The organism is Streptomyces sp. NPDC051207, assembly GCF_040682395.1.
In the GTDB taxonomy this organism is placed as follows: Bacteria; Actinomycetota; Actinomycetes; order Streptomycetales; family Streptomycetaceae; genus Streptomyces.
Genome location: NZ_JBFBAX010000008.1, coordinates 181,391 through 196,661, shown reverse-complemented (window position 1 = coordinate 196,661; position 15,271 = coordinate 181,391). Strand labels below are relative to the sequence as shown.

Annotated in this window: 13 protein-coding genes and 2 pseudogenes; 11 read left to right on the top strand and 4 right to left on the bottom strand. The window is 73.6% G+C overall.

Annotated elements, in window-relative coordinates:
- Positions 1 to 86 precede the first annotated feature (86 nt).
- From AB0M97_RS11315 to AB0M97_RS11300, 4 genes are all read left to right on the top strand, one after another.
- Entirely contained in the window at positions 87 to 1,409 is a 1,323-nt protein-coding gene (locus tag AB0M97_RS11315) for an extracellular solute-binding protein (RefSeq protein WP_365960536.1), read from the top strand.
- A gap of 5 nt (positions 1,410 to 1,414) precedes the next feature.
- Positions 1,415 to 2,425 carry a sugar ABC transporter permease gene (locus AB0M97_RS11310; RefSeq protein WP_365960575.1) on the top strand — a complete coding sequence of 337 codons (1,011 nt, stop codon included), beginning with the start codon at positions 1,415 to 1,417 and terminating at the stop codon, positions 2,423 to 2,425.
- 12 nt (positions 2,426 to 2,437) lie between these two features.
- On the top strand, positions 2,438 to 3,346 hold the full coding sequence (locus AB0M97_RS11305; RefSeq protein ID WP_365960535.1) for a carbohydrate ABC transporter permease: 909 nt from the start codon (positions 2,438 to 2,440) through the stop codon (positions 3,344 to 3,346).
- 109 nt (positions 3,347 to 3,455) lie between these two features.
- On the top strand, positions 3,456 to 4,895 hold the full coding sequence (locus tag AB0M97_RS11300) for a GH1 family beta-glucosidase (protein WP_365960534.1): 1,440 nt from the start codon (positions 3,456 to 3,458) through the stop codon (positions 4,893 to 4,895).
- 81 nt (positions 4,896 to 4,976) lie between these two features.
- On the opposite strand, the pseudogene AB0M97_RS11295 reads toward AB0M97_RS11300, so the two are convergent.
- Positions 4,977 to 5,243 (bottom strand): annotated as a pseudogene (locus AB0M97_RS11295) (sugar hydrolase); the annotation flags it as partial.
- A 2-nt stretch (positions 5,244 to 5,245) separates the two neighbouring features.
- On the opposite strand from AB0M97_RS11295, the pseudogene AB0M97_RS11290 reads away from it, so the two are divergent.
- Positions 5,246 to 5,446: pseudogene (locus AB0M97_RS11290) on the top strand (hypothetical protein); the annotation flags it as partial.
- Positions 5,447 to 5,548: 102 nt separating this feature from the next.
- Here AB0M97_RS11290 and AB0M97_RS11285 read toward each other — a convergent pair.
- A complete protein-coding gene (locus AB0M97_RS11285; RefSeq protein WP_365960533.1) occupies positions 5,549 to 6,418 on the bottom strand; it encodes a fused MFS/spermidine synthase in 870 nt (289 codons plus the stop codon).
- A gap of 219 nt (positions 6,419 to 6,637) precedes the next feature.
- Positions 6,638 to 7,072 carry a hypothetical protein gene (locus tag AB0M97_RS11280; protein WP_365960532.1) on the bottom strand — a complete coding sequence of 145 codons (435 nt, stop codon included), beginning with the start codon at positions 7,070 to 7,072 and terminating at the stop codon, positions 6,638 to 6,640.
- Between the two features lie 294 nt (positions 7,073 to 7,366).
- Between AB0M97_RS11280 and AB0M97_RS11275 the strand changes: the two genes are divergently transcribed.
- Positions 7,367 to 8,833 carry a hypothetical protein gene (locus AB0M97_RS11275; RefSeq protein WP_365960531.1) on the top strand — a complete coding sequence of 489 codons (1,467 nt, stop codon included), beginning with the start codon at positions 7,367 to 7,369 and terminating at the stop codon, positions 8,831 to 8,833.
- 19 nt (positions 8,834 to 8,852) lie between these two features.
- Here AB0M97_RS11275 and AB0M97_RS11270 read toward each other — a convergent pair whose 3' ends face one another.
- Positions 8,853 to 9,446 (bottom strand): histidine phosphatase family protein, encoded by a 594-nt coding sequence (locus tag AB0M97_RS11270; RefSeq protein ID WP_365960530.1) that lies wholly within the window; start codon positions 9,444 to 9,446, stop codon positions 8,853 to 8,855.
- 189 nt (positions 9,447 to 9,635) lie between these two features.
- Here AB0M97_RS11270 and AB0M97_RS11265 point away from each other — a divergent pair, with 189 nt between their 5' ends.
- The 5 genes from AB0M97_RS11265 to AB0M97_RS11245 all read left to right on the top strand — a co-directional run bounded on the left by AB0M97_RS11265 (position 9,636) and on the right by AB0M97_RS11245 (position 15,175).
- The gene (locus tag AB0M97_RS11265) at positions 9,636 to 10,649 is read left to right on the top strand and encodes a phosphatase PAP2 family protein (RefSeq protein WP_365960529.1); all 1,014 of its coding nucleotides are present in this window, start codon (positions 9,636 to 9,638) and stop codon (positions 10,647 to 10,649) included.
- A complete protein-coding gene (locus AB0M97_RS11260) occupies positions 10,600 to 11,742 on the top strand; it encodes a hypothetical protein (protein ID WP_365960528.1) in 1,143 nt (380 codons plus the stop codon). The genes AB0M97_RS11265 and AB0M97_RS11260 overlap by 50 nt, the downstream gene beginning before the upstream one ends.
- On the top strand, positions 11,733 to 13,325 hold the full coding sequence (locus tag AB0M97_RS11255; protein ID WP_365960527.1) for a hypothetical protein: 1,593 nt from the start codon (positions 11,733 to 11,735) through the stop codon (positions 13,323 to 13,325). The genes AB0M97_RS11260 and AB0M97_RS11255 overlap by 10 nt, the downstream gene beginning before the upstream one ends.
- Positions 13,322 to 14,662, top strand: a complete 1,341-nt coding sequence (locus tag AB0M97_RS11250) for an AAA domain-containing protein (protein WP_365960526.1) — start codon at positions 13,322 to 13,324, stop codon at positions 14,660 to 14,662. The genes AB0M97_RS11255 and AB0M97_RS11250 overlap by 4 nt, the downstream gene beginning before the upstream one ends.
- A 147-nt stretch (positions 14,663 to 14,809) precedes the next feature.
- The gene (locus AB0M97_RS11245; RefSeq protein WP_365960525.1) at positions 14,810 to 15,175 is read left to right on the top strand and encodes a hypothetical protein; all 366 of its coding nucleotides are present in this window, start codon (positions 14,810 to 14,812) and stop codon (positions 15,173 to 15,175) included.
- Positions 15,176 to 15,271: the final 96 nt, after the last annotated feature.

Here is a 15,271-nt window from a genome sequence, read left to right as displayed (position 1 = left end):
TCCCCGCCCGAGCCGCAGCTGGAAATTAACGGGCCCAACAATGCCGTTGGCCGGGGGGTCGGCACGTCAGGGCAACAGGAGGAGCAATGCGAGCAGCACCCTCTCGAACCGCGCGCAAGGCGCTGGTCATTGCGGCCGTCGCGTCACTGGGCGCCGGGCTGCTGGCCGGCTGTGCCGACGACGGCAAGGACGGTTCCGGTTCGTCGTCCGGGGACGGCGGCGGTGGCAAAACCAAGATCACCCTGGGACTCTTCGGCACGTTCGGCTTCGAGGAGGCGGGTCTCTACGCGGAGTACGAGAAGCTCCACCCCGACATCGACATCCAGCAGACGGTCGTCGAGCGGAACGAGAACTACTACCCCGCGCTGATCAACCACCTCACCACCAACAGCGGCCTTCAGGACATCCAGGGTGTCGAGGTCGGCAACATCGCCGAGGTCGTCGCCACCCAGTCCGACAAGCTGCTGGACCTGGCGAAGTACGGCAAGAAGAGCGACTTCCTCGAGTGGAAGTGGGCGCAGGCCACCACCAAGGACGGCCAGACCGTCGGCCTGGGCACGGACGTCGGCCCGATGGCCATCTGCTACCGCAAGGACCTCTTCGAGAAGGCCGGTCTGCCGACCGACCGCGAGGAGGTCGGCAAGCTCTGGGCGGGCAGCTGGGACAAGTTCGTCGACGTCGGCCAGGACTACAAGAAGAAGGCGCCCTCGGGCACCACCTTCCTCGACTCCCCCGGCGGTCTGCTCAACGCCATCCTGAGCAGCGAGACCGAGCGCTTCTACGACTCCTCCGGCAAGGTCATCTACAAGGACAACCCGGCCGTGAAGGCCGCGTTCGACCTCACCGCGAAGGCGGCGCAGGACAAGCTGGTCGGCAACCAGACGCAGTTCCAGCCGGCCTGGGACACCACCATCGCCAACAGCAAGTTCGCGGCGATGAGCTGCCCGCCGTGGATGCTCGGCTACATCAAGGGCAAGTCGAAGCCCGACGCGGCCGGCAAGTGGGACGTGGCCGCGGCACCGAAGTCCGGCAACTGGGGCGGTTCCTTCCTGGCCGTGCCGAAGGCCGGCAAGAACACCGAGGAGGCCGCCAAGCTGGCCGCCTGGCTGACCGCGCCCGAGCAGCAGGCCAAGCTGTTCGCCAAGCAGGGCAGCTTCCCGAGCACCCCGCCGGCGTACGAGTCGGACGCGGTCAAGAGCGCCAAGAACGACATGACCGGTGACGCGCCGATCGGTGAGATCTTCGCGGCGGCGGCCAAGGACAGCCCCGTCCAGGTGATCGGCCCGAAGGACCAGATCATCCAGCAGGGTCTGACCGACAACGGCGTCATCCTCGTCGCCCAGGGCAAGTCGCCCGAGGAGGCATGGAAGACGGCCACCAAGACCATCGACAACAACCTGGACCAGTGACCGGAATGGCAACCAGGCACGACACCGCCGCGTCCCCCGTCGAGGGGGGCGCGGCCCCGGGCCGCCCGGCGGCGAAGGAGCCCTCTCCGGAGGAGCACAGGCAGCGGGCGAAGATGTCCCGCCGCTGGCAGCGGGACGTGCGCTGGAGCCCGTACGCGTTCGTCTCGCCGTTCTTCCTGCTGTTCCTGGCGTTCGGCCTGTTCCCGCTGATCTACACCGGCTGGGCGTCGCTGCACCAGGTGGAGCTGACCGCACCCACGGACATGTCGTGGGTCGGCATGAGGAACTACACCCGCATCTTCGACGACGACTTCTTCTGGAACGCGGCGCAGAACACCCTGACCATCGGCATCATCTCCACCGTTCCGCAGCTGCTGATGGCCATGGGCATCGCCCACATCCTCAACTACAGGCTGCGCGCCTCGACCTTCTACCGGGTCGCGATGCTCGCCCCGTACGCGACGTCCATCGCGGCGGCGTCCCTGGTCTTCGTGCTGCTGTTCGGCCGCGACTACGGGATGATCAACTGGGCGCTGGGCCTGGTCGGCGTCGACAACATCGACTGGCAGAACGAGACCTGGGCCTCCCAGGTCGCCGTGTCGACGATCGTCATCTGGCGCTGGACCGGCTACAACGCGCTGATCTACCTCGCGGCGATGCAGGCCATCCCGCAGGACCTGTACGAGTCGGCGGCGCTGGACGGCGCGAGCCGGTGGCGGCAGTTCGTCCACGTCACGCTGCCCTCGCTGCGCCCGACGATCCTGTTCACCGTCGTGGTGTCGACCATCGGCGCCTCGCAGCTGTTCGGTGAGCCGCTGCTGTTCGACGCGAACAAGGGCGCCTCCGGCGGCTCGCAGCACCAGTTCCAGACGCTCGGGCTGTACCTGTACGAGCAGGGCTGGGTGAACCAGCACCTGGGCCGTGCCTCCGCGATCGCCTGGACGATGTTCCTGATCCTCATCGTGATCGGGATCGTCAACTACGTCATCTCGCGCCGGCTGCGCGCCAGTAGTTAAGGAGAACCGGCCGTGACGACGACCATGACGAAACCTCCCAGGGACGCGGTCCCGAAGGAGTCCCGGCGCATGCTGGGGACCAAGGCGGCGCGCGCGGGCGGGCAGATGCACGCGGGCCCGTTCGCGTACGTGATCCTCGCGCTGTTCACCATCGGCTCGCTGTTCCCGCTGGTGTGGACGGCGATCGCCGCCTCCCGCGACAACCAGCGGCTCGCCGAGACGCCGCCGCCGTTCTGGTTCGGCTCCAACCTGTTCGACAACCTCGAGATCGCCTGGACGGACGCCAACCTGGGCGAGGCGTTCCTGAACACCACGTTCGTGGCGGGCGTCTCGGCGGCGACGATCGTGTTCCTGTCGACGATCGCCGGGTTCGCCTTCGCCAAGCTGAAGTTCAAGGGCCGCAACGCCCTGATGCTGATCGTGATCGGCACGATGATGGTGCCGCCGCAGCTCAGCGTGATCCCGCTGTACATGATGGTCGCCAAGCTCGACTGGTCCGACCAGCTCCAGGCGGTCATCCTGCCGTCGCTGGTGAGCGCCTTCGGGGTGTTCTTCATGCGGCAGTACCTGCTGCAGGCGCTGCCGGACGAGATCATCGAGGCCGCCCGGGTCGACGGCGCGAGCAGCTGGCGCGTGGTGTGGCACGTGGTGTTCCCGGCCGCGCGGCCCGCCATGGCCGTGCTGGGCATGCTGATGTTCGTCCAGACCTGGAACGACTTCCTGTGGCCCTTCCTGGTGCTGACGCAGAACGGCAACCCGACCGTGCAGGTCGCGGTCGCGGGTCTCGGCCGCGGCTACACCCCCGACCAGTCCCTGATCATGGCCGGTGCGCTGCTCGGTACGCTGCCGCTGCTGATCGTCTTCGCGATCTTCGGCAAGCAGATCGTGGGCGGCATCATGCAGGGCGCGGTGAAGGGCTGACAGCCGCCGCGCCCAGCGGGCCGGGTCACCACCGTCCCGGCCCCTCCCTCCCTCCTCCTGTCCCCCCTCCTACCCGTCGGTCTCCACGACCTCCTTTGGGAGCGCTTTCATGCTTGAGTCCGTACAGCCGGTGACCCCGGTGACCTTCCCTCCCGCCTTCCTCTGGGGCGCAGCGACCTCCGCGTACCAGATCGAGGGGGCGGTACGGGAGGACGGCCGCACCCCGTCGATCTGGGACACCTTCAGCCATACGCCGGGAAAGACGGCCGGCGGCGAGACCGGTGACATCGCTGTCGACCACTACCACCGCTACCGCGACGACGTGGCGATGATGGCGGACCTGGGGCTGACCGCCTACCGGTTCTCCGTGTCCTGGCCGCGGGTGCAGCCGACGGGCCGCGGCCCGGCCGTCCAGGTCGGCCTGGACTTCTACCGCCGGCTGGTCGACGAGCTGCTCGCGCACGGCATCAAGCCCGCGGTCACCCTCTACCACTGGGACCTGCCGCAGGAGCTGGAGGACGCGGGCGGCTGGCCGGAGCGCGACACGGCGTACCGGTTCGCGGAGTACGCGCAGCTCGTCGGCGAGGCGCTCGGTGACCGCGTGGAGCAGTGGATCACGCTCAACGAGCCGTGGTGCAGCGCCTTCCTGGGCTACGCGTCCGGCGTGCACGCCCCGGGCCGTACGGACCCGGCGGCATCCCTGCGGGCCGCGCACCACCTGAACCTGGCGCACGGGCTGGGCACGTCCGCCCTGCGGTCGGTGATGCCGTCGCGCAACTCGGTCGCGCTGAGCCTGAACTCGTCGGTGGTGCGCGCGGTGACGCAGGACCCGGCGGACCTCGCGGCGGCCCGCCGGATCGACGACCTGTCCAGCGGGATCTTCCACGGCCCGATCCTGCACGGCGCCTACCCGAAGACGCTGCTGGAGGCGACCGAGTCGCTCACCGACTGGTCGTTCGTCGAGGACGGCGACCTCGCCGCGATCAACCAGCCGCTGGATGCGCTGGGCCTCAACTACTACACGCCGACGCTGGTGTCGGCGGCCGACCCGGACGCGGCCGGCCCGCGGGCCGACGGGCACGGGGAGAGCGACCACTCGCCGTGGCCGGCCGCGGACGACGTGATGTTCCATCAGACGCCGGGCGAACGCACCGAGATGGGCTGGACCATCGACGCGACGGGCCTGCACGAGCTGATCATGCGCTACACCCGGGAGGCGCCGGGCCTGCCCCTGTACATCACGGAGAACGGCGCCGCGTACGACGACAAGCCCGACGCCGACGGCCGCGTCCACGACCCGGAGCGCATCGCCTACCTGCACGCCCACCTGGCGGAGGTGCGCCGCGCCATCACCGACGGCGCGGACGTCCGCGGCTACTACCTGTGGTCCCTGATGGACAACTTCGAGTGGGCCTACGGCTACGGCAAGCGCTTCGGCGCCGTCTACGTCGACTACGCCACCCAGGTCCGCACGCCGAAGTCCAGCGCCCACTGGTACGCCCGCGCCGCCCGCACGGGAACGCTGCCCGAGGTCGACCTCGTGCCGTGACGCGGTGCGCCCCGGCCGGGTGGGGGGTGAGCCGGCCGGGGCGTGCTGGGCGGAGGTCGGACGCGGGGTGCGAAGGCGTTGTCAGTTGTAGGCGGCGAAGGCCTTCGTGAAGGCGAACTTCTGCTGGTCCACGGAGCTGCACGTGGCGTCGGCGGCCGGCTTCGGGCCGCCGGGGCAGGCCTGGTCGCGGGTGCCGGACCACATCGAAAGCCGGCCGATCCCCTTCGACTTGGCGAAGTTCACCAGCTGCGTGGCGTCGTCGACCGTGAAGACCTCGGAGACGACGTCGTTCACGCCGATCATCGGGGTGACGGCGACCGTCCGCCACGCCTGGCTGTCGGACAGCCCGCACGGACGGCGGGCGCGCGGTGTTCGACCTGGGCCCGGCGTCCGCGACGCTCGTGTCGGCGACACCGCGGGCCGGCTGGTCGATGCAGGTGTGGAAGACGGAGAAGTGGATCCGCGTGGAGTACGCCGCGGGCGCGGACCGGGTGTCGGTGTTCTGCACGTGGCACGACGGGCCGCCGCGGGTGGAGGTCGGCACCTACTAGGCGCGGGCCCTGGCCGCGGGTCGAGGTCGGCACGTATGCCGGGGCCGGCGCCTATGACGACCTGTTACGCGGGTGCGCGGCCGGACCGCGTCGCCCGGCCGGTCAGCGGAAGACGGACGCCGGTGGGGCCGGTGACGCCACCGCCGTCGCGTCCGTCACGGGCAGGGCGCCGCCCGTGAAGTCGCTCAGTGTCGTGCCGTGTGCGACGCGGCCGGGATGCGGGTCGGAGGCGGCGCGGCGGGTCAGTTCGGCGAGCGGCAGCGGGTGGTCGGAGGCGGCCAGGATCGCGTTGCCGAACCGCTTGCCGCGCAGCACCGCCGCGTCGGCGACCAGCGCGAGCTGCGTGAACCGGGCGGCGGCGGTGGCGATCTGGCCGCGCAGATGCGCGAGCGGCGGCCCGTCGGCGAGGTTGGCCGCGAAGACGCCGCCCGGCCTGAGCGCCCTGCGGACCTCGTCCAGGAACTCCCCGGAGGTCAGATGGGCCGGGGTGCGGGCGCCGCTGAAGACGTCCGCGACGACGAGGTCCGCCCAGCCGTCCGGCACCTTCGCGAGCCCTTCGCGCGCGTCGGCCGACCGCACGCGGATACGGGCGCCGGGGTCCAGGGGCAGCTCGCGGCGGACCAGTTGGACGAGGGCCGCGTCGCGCTCCACGACCTGCTGGGTGGAGCGGGGCCGGGTGGCGGCGACGTAGCGGGCCAGGGTGAGGGCGCCGCCGCCGAGGTGCACGGCGTGCACGGGCTTGCCGGGCGGGGCGGCCAGGTCGATGACGTGGCCCAGGCGGCGCTGGTAGTCGAAGCAGAGACGGCCCGGGTCGTCGAGGTCGACGTGCGACTGCGGGGCGCCGTCGATCAGGAGCGTCCAGGCCCGCGGCCGGTCCCGGTCGGGTATGAGCTGCGCGCAGCCGCCGTCGACGCTCTCCACGACGGCTTCGGCACCGGCCTGCCTGCGCCGGGGACTCCTGGACTTTCCCATTGGGTCATTATCAGGGCCCACCGAGGGCACCGCCCGCGCGGCAACGGCCGCAGCGCGTGCCGCCGACGCGGCGACCACCGGAGGTTGGGCCGCTCGCGCGGCGCCCGCCGGTCGCATGACCGCCCGCGGCGACGTCTGGAGCGCGCGCCGCCCACGCGGCGACCGCTGAGGACGGACCGCCCGCGCGGTGATCACCGGAGCCGGGGCCGCCCGCCCGGTTCAGCGGCAGCTGTCCGCCGCCGCGATCAGCCGGGCCGCCTCCCCCAGCGCCGCGCGCAGCACCGCCGGGTCCGTCGCCGGGTCGGTGCCGCCGGGCGGCAGCAGCCAACCGGAGTCCGCCGCCGTGGGCGGTCCGGGGACGAGGGCCGGGCCCCGGCCGCCGGTCTGCGTACAGGTGCTGCCCGGCACGTCCCAGGCCGCGGCCGTCCCGGGCGGCACCAGGAAGCCCAGCGTGCCGCCGCCGTCGTGCAGGACGAGGCCGACCGCGCCGGCGGCGGCGCGGCGCAGGATGTCGACCGCCTCCAGCCCTTGCCGGGCGGGCACGGTGACGACCTCGCACGCGGCTCCCCCGGGCGGCGCCGCGCCGCCCTCCCCGGCCGGCGCGCGTCCTGCCGTCGCCGGCGTACGAGGAACGTTGCTCTGGAGCGTCTCCATCCCGGCCTCCACCACGGAACCCCTGCTTGGACGTGCTACCGGGAATCACGGCCTCCCGGTCCGGAAGGTTCAACGCACCGGAACGTCAACGGCTACGGCACGTGTCAGCCGCAAAGGGTGGCACTTCATGGCAGATCGCGGAGGGGTTATCCGTTTTGCAGCGAAACCTGGTGTGGCGGGGCCGTCACAGAGGGTACGTTCGTGCCCGCCGGGACAGGGCGCTGCGCAGCGACATTGCGGACAACTCGCCTCGAGTCCGGCATGGTTCGACGGTTCGCACGGGAGGACCCGGCCATGGCGTCGTCAACGGTGACCCCACCGGAGCCGGAACGGCCGGACCGGCCGCGGCCGAATCTCGTCTTCCGGCAGGCGCGCGGACAGCGCTCGCCGGCCGAGTTCGCCGCGGCGGTGCGGCGGGCCGCCCGCGAGATCGGCGAGCGGGTCAGCTGTGACGCGCGCTACATCGGCAGGGTCGAGGCGGGCGAGATCCGCTGCCCCAACTACGCGTACGAACGGGTGTTCCTGCACATGTTCCCCGGCCGCACGCTCACCGACCTGGGCTTCGCGCCCCGTTCGTCCGTCCGCGGACGCCGGGCGCACGCCGCCGAGGACACCGCGCCCCTCTCGCACGCCACGCACCCCGCGGACGCCACGAGTGAGACACCGGGGGCGCACGAGCCGTACGAGACGCCGGACCGGACCACGACGTACGACTACGACGACTACGACGACTACGAGGAGAGCGACGTGCTGCGTCGCGCATTCATGACCGGCTCGGGCGCCACCATGGCCGCCGCCACCCTGAGCCCCATCGCCCTGGCGCCGGACGCCTCGGCGGCCCGGCGGCCGGCGCGCCGCGCCGGGACCAGCGAGGCGGGCGCCCTGGAGGAGGCCGTCCGCAGGATCCGGCTGCTCGACGACCGGCACGGCGCCGACGGCCTGTACCGGCGCGCGGCGGCCCCGCTGCGCGCCGCGTACGGGCTGCTGGACGCCGTGACGACGCGGCGGGCGACGGCGGACCGGCTGTACGCGGGCGCCGGCGAACTGGCCATCTCGGTGGGCTGGCTGGCCCACGACTCGGGACGCTTCGACGACGCCCGCTCGCACTACGCGGAAGCCCTGGCGACCGCCCGGACGAACGGCGACGAGGCACTGGAGGCGCACGCCTTCTGCAACTCGTCGTTCCTCGCGCGGGACGCCGGGCGGCCCCGTGAGGCGGTGCGGGCGGCACAGGCCGCGCAGCGGGCCGCCCGGCCGCTCGGCTCCGCCCGGCTGATGTCGCTGCTCGCGCTGCGCGAGGCGGGCGGCTGGGCGGGACTGGCCGACCGCGTCGCCTGCGAGCAGGCCCTGACCCGGGCCAAGGCCCTCTTCGAGCGAGGCCCCTCGGACGCCGACCCCGAGTGGATGAGCTTCTACGGAGCGGCCGAGCTGGAGGGCCTGGAGGCGCAGTGCTGGTCCACGCTGGGCGACTGGCCCCGGGCGGCGCGGCACGCGCGGCGTGCCTCGGAGCTGCAGGACCCGCACTTCACGCGGAACATCGCGCTCTACACGGCCGAGCTGGCGGACGACCTGGCGCGCGGCGGACGGCCGGACGAGGCCGCGGTCGCGGGCATGCGCGTGCTGGATCTGCTGGACGAGGTGGAGTCCTCGCGCGTGCGGACGATGCTGGCCGGGACGGCCCGGGTGCTGCTGCCGCATCGGCGCGCGTACGGGGTCTCGGCGTTCCTCGACCGCCACGCCCAGCTGCCCCGGCCCGCCTGACGCGGGGCGGGCGGCGGCGCTACGCCAGGTGGCCCACGTCGTTCCACGTCTCGATCGCCGGCTCGCCGTAGGCCCAGCCCAGGACGGACAGCGACGTCGGGTTCAGGCGGATGCGGGACGCGAAGTCGATCGGCAGCCCGAGCCAGCGGGCGCCGATCGAGCGCAGTATGTGGCCGTGCGCGAAGACCAGCACGTCGCGGTCGGCCGAGCGGGCCCAGGCGACGACCTCGTCCGCGCGGGCCGTCACCTCGGCCAGGGTCTCGCCCCCGGGAACGCCGTCGCGCCAGATGAGCCAGCCGGGCCGCACCGCCTGGATGTCGGCGGTAGTCATGCCCTCGTAAGCGCCGTAGTCCCACTCCATGAGGGTGTCCCAGGTCTCGGCGCGGTCGCCGAACCCGGCGAGGTCGCACGTCTCACGCGCGCGTGCCAGCGGGCTGGTGCGCACCTGCACGCCGGGCAGCCCGCCGAGCGGCGGCCGGTGCAGGCGCTCGCCGAGCAGCTTCGCGCCGCGGCGTCCCTCCTCGAGCAGCGGCACATCGGTCCTGCCGGTGTGCTTGCCGGACAGTGACCATTGCGTCTGTCCGTGCCGGGCCAGCAGGATGCGCGGTGCCATGGGCGGCCTTTCAGGTGGACTTTCTCGCTACCCCTTCATCATCGCTCACACGTTGCGCGCGCAACCCGGTGGGCGATCTCTGCGTCTATCAGGGCCGGGGCACGTCCCGCGAGGGCGCCTGCGCCACACCGTAAAGTGGCACGGCGCCCGCCGGGCGCCGCGCGAGAAGTGAAGGGGGAGGGCGATCGGATGCCGCACACCGAGACACCGGGCACCGAGGTGTCCCGGGCGACCCGGCTGCGCTGGTGGTCCGAGCTCCCGTTGATCCTCCTGGTGTACGCCTGCTATTCGGCGGGCCGGCTGCTCGCCCGGGGTGACGCCGGCACGGCCGTCGAGCACGGCCTGGCGATCCTGCGCGTCGAGAAGGCGCTTTACCTCAACGCCGAGCACCCGCTCAACGAGCTGTTCACGCGCGAGCCCTGGGTGGGCGTGCCGGCGGACTTCTGGTATGCGTCGCTGCACTACCTGGTCACGCCCGCGCTCCTGGTGTGGGTCTTCCGGTCCCGCAGGGTGCACTACCGGGCCGCGCGGACCTGGCTGATGACGTCGACGTTCATCGGCCTGATCGGCTTCACGCTGCTGCCGACCTGCCCGCCCCGGCTGCTGGACGCCGGGCACGGCTTCGTCGACACGATGGCCCAGTACAGCTCGTACGGCTGGTGGGCGGGCGAGGCGAGCGCGCCGCGCGGACTGGGCGGCATGACGAACCAGTACGCGGCGATGCCGAGCCTGCACGTGGGCTGGTCGCTGTGGTGCGGCGTGATCCTGTGGCGGTACGGCGGCACGCGGACCACGAAGGTGCTCGCCGTCGCCTACCCGCTGCTGACGACGATCGTGGTGATGGGCACCGCGAACCACTACTTCCTCGACGCGGTCGCGGGCGCCGCCGTCATGGGCGCCGGCCTGCTGCTGACGCCGGTCGTGACGCGCACCGCCGACCGGGTCCGGGCGCGGCTGCTGCCGGGCCGCGCACCGGCCTTCGCCGCCTCCGCCGCGACGGTCCCCGCGGCGGCGTCGCCGGCCCTCGCGGACCGGGCCGGGGCGGCCTCCCGCACCGCGGGTGCGCCGAATGTCAGTGACGGATGCCAGACTTCCGCGGGTGAGCGATTTCCACGGCAGCGCGAGTCACCGATCGGGCCCGGGGCCGAGCCCGGTGCCTCACCCCAGGACGCGGGGGACGGGGCTCCGGCACCGGCTCGCTGAGCTGCGCGGTCCGGACGTCCCGGCCAAGGCGCTGGACGCCCGGGCCCTGGCCGCCCTGGCCGCCAACCCGGGCTGCAGACGGCGCGCGATCCTCGACGGCGCCGGGGTGGACAAGGCGGCGCTGGCGAGCGCGCTGGGTTCGCCGTCGGCGTTCGGGCAGTCGCAGTTCGCCCTCGTGCGGGGCAACGCGTTCGAGGCGAAGGTCAAGGCGGACGGTGGCACGGAGCTGCTGCGGCTCGTGCACGAGAAGCTGGACCGGGCGGCCGAGCCGCCCGCGGGCGCGCGCGTGCCCGACCTGACCGCGACCGGCCCCGAGGGCCGCGCGGCGCGCACGGCGCTGGCGCTGCGCGAGGCCACCGGCACGCCGGGCGCCTGGACGCTGCTGGACCACCCCATGCTCGCGCTCGACGTGGCGGGCTCCCCCGCGTTCCTGGAGCCGGACGCGGTGGTCGTGCACCCGGACGGCGGCTGGACGGTCGTGGAGATCAAGTCGTTCCCGATGCTGGACGGCTCAGCGGACCCGGCGAAGGTGGGCGCGGCGGCCCGGCAGGCCGCGGTGTACGTGCTGGCGCTGGAGGAGGTCGCCGCGCGCCTGGACCCGGCGCCCGAGGTGCGGCACCGCATCCTGCTGGTCTGCCCGAAGGACTTCTCCAACCTGCCGGCGGCGTCCGTGGTCGACGTGCGCAAGCAGCGTGCGGTGACCCGCCGCCAGCTGGCCCGCCTCACCCGCATCGAGGACATCGCGCGGACGCTGCCCGAGGGCACCTGCTTCTCCCCCGAGCTGCCCGCCGACCGGCTCACCGAGGCCGTGGAGGCGGTCCCGGCGGCGTACGCGCCCGAGTGCCTGTCCGCGTGCGAGCTGGCCTTCCACTGCCGCGCGCGGTCCCGCGAGGCCGGGGCGGTGACGTCGCTCGGGCGGCCGGTGCGCGCCGAGCTGGGCGGCCTGAGCACCGTCGGGGACGTCCTGGCGGCGGCCCGCGGCGAGGCCGGGGACCCGGACGACCCGGCGGTGGCGGCGCTGCGCCGGGCGGCACGGCTGCGCGCCGAGGCCCTCGGTGCCGCGGCGGACCGGGAGGTCCCCGCGTGTCGCTGATCACCACCCTGGCCCGGCTGGAGGCCGCCGGAACCGGGCGCGCCCGGCCCGCCGCCACCGTCCGGCACCGGCATCTGTCCGCACGGCCGCTGGTGTTCGTGCCGCTGACCACCGCGGGTGAGGCCGGTGCGCCGCTGGGCGCGCTGGTCGGCACCGACCGTGCCGCCCCGCGCCTGCTGGTGGTGCCGCAGCCGCGCGACCGCGACCTGCGGTTCGCGTTCCTCGCCGACCTGGCCGACGTCGTCCTGCCGTACATCGACGCGTACGCCGACGCCGTGGAGGCCGCCGAGCGCACCGAGACCGACCCGGAGACCGGCAAGCGGGTCAAGGTCGAGGTCGACCTGTGCGAGGACGCCCCGCAGCTGATCGTGCCGAGCCGCCCGGGCATCGACTTCGTACGGCTGCTGGGCCGCTCCATGCGGTTTCGGCGTACGGCGGAGCAGGAGCCGGAGGCGCCCCATCCGGCGCCGCCGAGGGTGCCGCTGCTCGGCCGGTGGCTGACGCACTTCGGGGAGCGGGCCCGGGTGCCCGGCTCGTCGCTGCTGCTCGCCATGACGGACGTCCTCGGCCGGCACTGGGCGACCGGGCAGTCCACGCTGGAGGACCAGCACCTGGGCGCGCTGCTGGCCTGGATCGACCCGCCCGAGGGCAGCACGGGCGCCGAGGCGGCGCTGCGGGCCGAGCTGGAGCGGGACGCGCGGGGGCAGCTGACGTGCCCGCCGGCCGGTCCGGCCACGGACCCGGCGTTCGACAACAGGCTGCTCGCCCCGGCCATCGAGCGCTACGACCGGGCCCGTACGGCGCTCGCCGCCGCCGAGGACGGCCTGGAGGCCGACCACCGGCTCGCCGCGCTCACCGCGGCCGAGCGGGAGATCCGCGCGCTGGTCGAGAGCGTCACGCGGCCCACCTGGGACGCGGTGTGGCGGGGCCTGGACCTGCTGCGGGAGCTGCCCGAGGGGGCGCATGTCGAGGAGCGGTGGACGCGCGACCGCTGGTCGTTCACCGGCCACCGCGACCGCGTGCTGGCCGGTGAGCCGCCGCAGCCGCGCCGCGACGACGCGGTGACGGCGGCGAACAAGCTGGCCACGCGCGAGCGGGAGCAGGCCCGCCTGGAGGCACAGGAGGCGCTGGACGATCCGCTGGTGATGGCGGGCCGGCGGCTGGCCGGCGAGGCGTTCGCGGGCGAGGTCACGGACGTCGTCATGGCGTACAGCGAGGGCAAGCGGCCCGGTCCGCGCCCGCTGGTCACGGTCCGCACGGACGACCGGCCGCATCTCGCGGAGCGCGCGAAGGTGTTCCGGTCGCTGGGCGGCAAGCCGCAGGCGGCCGAGTTCGTGGGGTACGAGGACGACGGGTCGCTCGTCGTGCTGCGGATCGTGGACAAGATGGGCCGGGGCAGGCAGCCCGAGGCCGGGTCGGTGCCCGAGAAGGGCGAGCGGGTGTGCTTCACGCTGTTCGAGCACGAGCAGCGGGGCGGGGCGAAGCTGCCCGACCCGGAGGAGACGCCGTGGACGCACGGCGGGCCGCCCGGCGAGGGCGTGCCCGAGGCCGCCGATCCGGTGACCGAGGAGGACGTGCTGTGACGGCCGAGGCCGCGTTCGACCCCGGTGCCGCCGCGGCGCGTGCCACCGACGCGATCCTGCGCGACACGCTGCACGGCGCGCGGCGCGGCGTCGTGGTCGACTCCCCGCCCGGCGCGGGCAAGTCGACGCTGGTGGTGCGGGCGGCGCTGGAGTTGGCCGGCGCGGGGCGTTCGCTGATGGTGGTCGCGCAGACCAACGCGCAGGTGGACGACCTCGTGCTGCGGCTCGCCGAGAAGAACCCCGCGCTGCCGGTGGGCCGCCTGCACAGCAGTGACGCCGACGCCTACGACAAGGCGCTGGACGACCTGCCGAACGTCCGTACGTCGGCGAAGGCCGCCGACCTGACGGGGCTGCCGGTGGTGCTGTCGACGGCCGCCAAGTGGGCGCACGTGAAGACGGACGAGCCGTGGCAGCACGCGATCGTGGACGAGGCGTACCAGATGCGCTCGGACGCGCTGCTCGCGGTGGCCGGGCTGTTCGAGCGGGCGCTGTTCGTGGGCGACCCGGGACAGCTGGACCCGTTCTCGGTCGTCGGCGCGGAGCAGTGGGCGGGCCTGTCCTACGACCCGTCGGCGTCCGCCGTGACGACGCTGCTGTCCCACAACCCGGACCTGCCGCAGCACCGCCTGCCGGTGTCCTGGCGGCTGCCGGCGTCGGCGGCCCCGCTGGTGTCGGACGCGTTCTACCCGTACACGCCGTTCCGCAGCGGCACCGGTCACGACGACCGGCGGCTCGCCTTCGCCGTCGCCTCGGACGGCTCCGGTCCGGACCGGGTGATCGACGAGGCGGCGGCATCGGGCTGGGGCCTGCTGGAGCTGCCCGCGCGCCACACGCCGCGCACCGACCCGGAGGCGGTCCACGCGGTGGCGACCGTCGTACGCCGTCTGCTGGACCGGGGCGGCGCGGCCACCTCGGAGCGCGCCCCCGACCCGGTTCCGCTCACCGCGGCCCGGATCGCGGTCGGCACCGCGCACCGCGACCAGGCGGCGGCGGTGCGGGCGGCGCTGGCCGAGCTGGGCGTGGCGGACGTCACCGTCGACACGGCGAACCGGCTCCAGGGCCGGGAGTACGACGTGACGGTGGTCCTGCACCCGCTGTCCGGCCGCCCCGACGCGACGGCGTTCCACCTGGAGACGGGCCGCCTGTGCGTGCTGGCGTCCCGCCACCGGCACGCGTGCATCGTGGTCTGCCGCGCGGGCGTGGACGCCCTCCTGGACGACTACCCGTCGACGGAACCGGTCCAGCTGGGCACGGTGGTGAAGTTCCCGGACGGCTGGGAGGCGAACCACGCGGTACTGGCCCACCTCACCGAGCACCGCGTGCCGTGGCGCACGTGACCGGGCAACCCACCCCGCGCACCCCTTCACCGGACGGAGTCCGGCACCGTGCCGGAGGCGTCCCGCCGCCCTCTTGCGTCGGCGCGGGACAATGGGCGGTGGCCCACTTCCCAGGGGGTCGTCCGTGACGTACGAGGAGGAGAAGACATGGCGGAGCCCACGCCGCGTCGGAACGAACCGCGGCTACGCCCCGCGCCCCTGCTCTTCGAGCCCGCGGAGGCGGCCTCCGATCCCGAGCACTTCTTCGACCTGGAGTCGATCGACGACCCGCGGGCGCTGCTGGCCCGTGCGACGGAGCTGACGCTGGCGTTCCGCGCGGCGGCGGACCGGGCCGTGGAGTTCCAGGCGATGGCGGCGGCGCAGCTGGCGGACCCGCGGCGGTTCGACCGGCTCACGCACGCGGACATCGCCGAGCGGGCGGACTGGACCGAGGACTACGCCAAGAAGATGATCGAGTTCGGCAGGGATCTGATGCGCGGCGGGGAGGGCCCTGGTCACGCCGACCCCGTGTGACTCCCGGTCCCCCGCACCCCGCATCCCCCGTCGGCATATGCCGGTCTGCGGGCGGAAGATACTCCTACTCACTCGTTCGTGTCCTGGTTTTCCGCA

Bases quoted from the DNA above. Each gene is read 5' to 3' on its own strand.
- AB0M97_RS11315 (WP_365960536.1), top strand. From the start codon at position 87: ATGCGAGCAGCACCCTCTCGAACCGCGCGCAAGGCGCTGGTCATTGCG.
- AB0M97_RS11310 (WP_365960575.1), top strand. From the start codon at position 1,415: ATGGCAACCAGGCACGACACCGCCGCGTCCCCCGTCGAGGGGGGCGCG.
- AB0M97_RS11300 (WP_365960534.1), top strand. From the start codon at position 3,456: ATGCTTGAGTCCGTACAGCCGGTGACCCCGGTGACCTTCCCTCCCGCC.
- AB0M97_RS11285 (WP_365960533.1), bottom strand. From the start codon at position 6,418: ATGGGAAAGTCCAGGAGTCCCCGGCGCAGGCAGGCCGGTGCCGAAGCC.
- AB0M97_RS11280 (WP_365960532.1), bottom strand. From the start codon at position 7,072: ATGGAGACGCTCCAGAGCAACGTTCCTCGTACGCCGGCGACGGCAGGA.
- AB0M97_RS11275 (WP_365960531.1), top strand. From the start codon at position 7,367: ATGGCGTCGTCAACGGTGACCCCACCGGAGCCGGAACGGCCGGACCGG.
- AB0M97_RS11270 (WP_365960530.1), bottom strand. From the start codon at position 9,446: ATGGCACCGCGCATCCTGCTGGCCCGGCACGGACAGACGCAATGGTCA.
- AB0M97_RS11265 (WP_365960529.1), top strand. From the start codon at position 9,636: ATGCCGCACACCGAGACACCGGGCACCGAGGTGTCCCGGGCGACCCGG.
- AB0M97_RS11245 (WP_365960525.1), top strand. From the start codon at position 14,810: ATGGCGGAGCCCACGCCGCGTCGGAACGAACCGCGGCTACGCCCCGCG.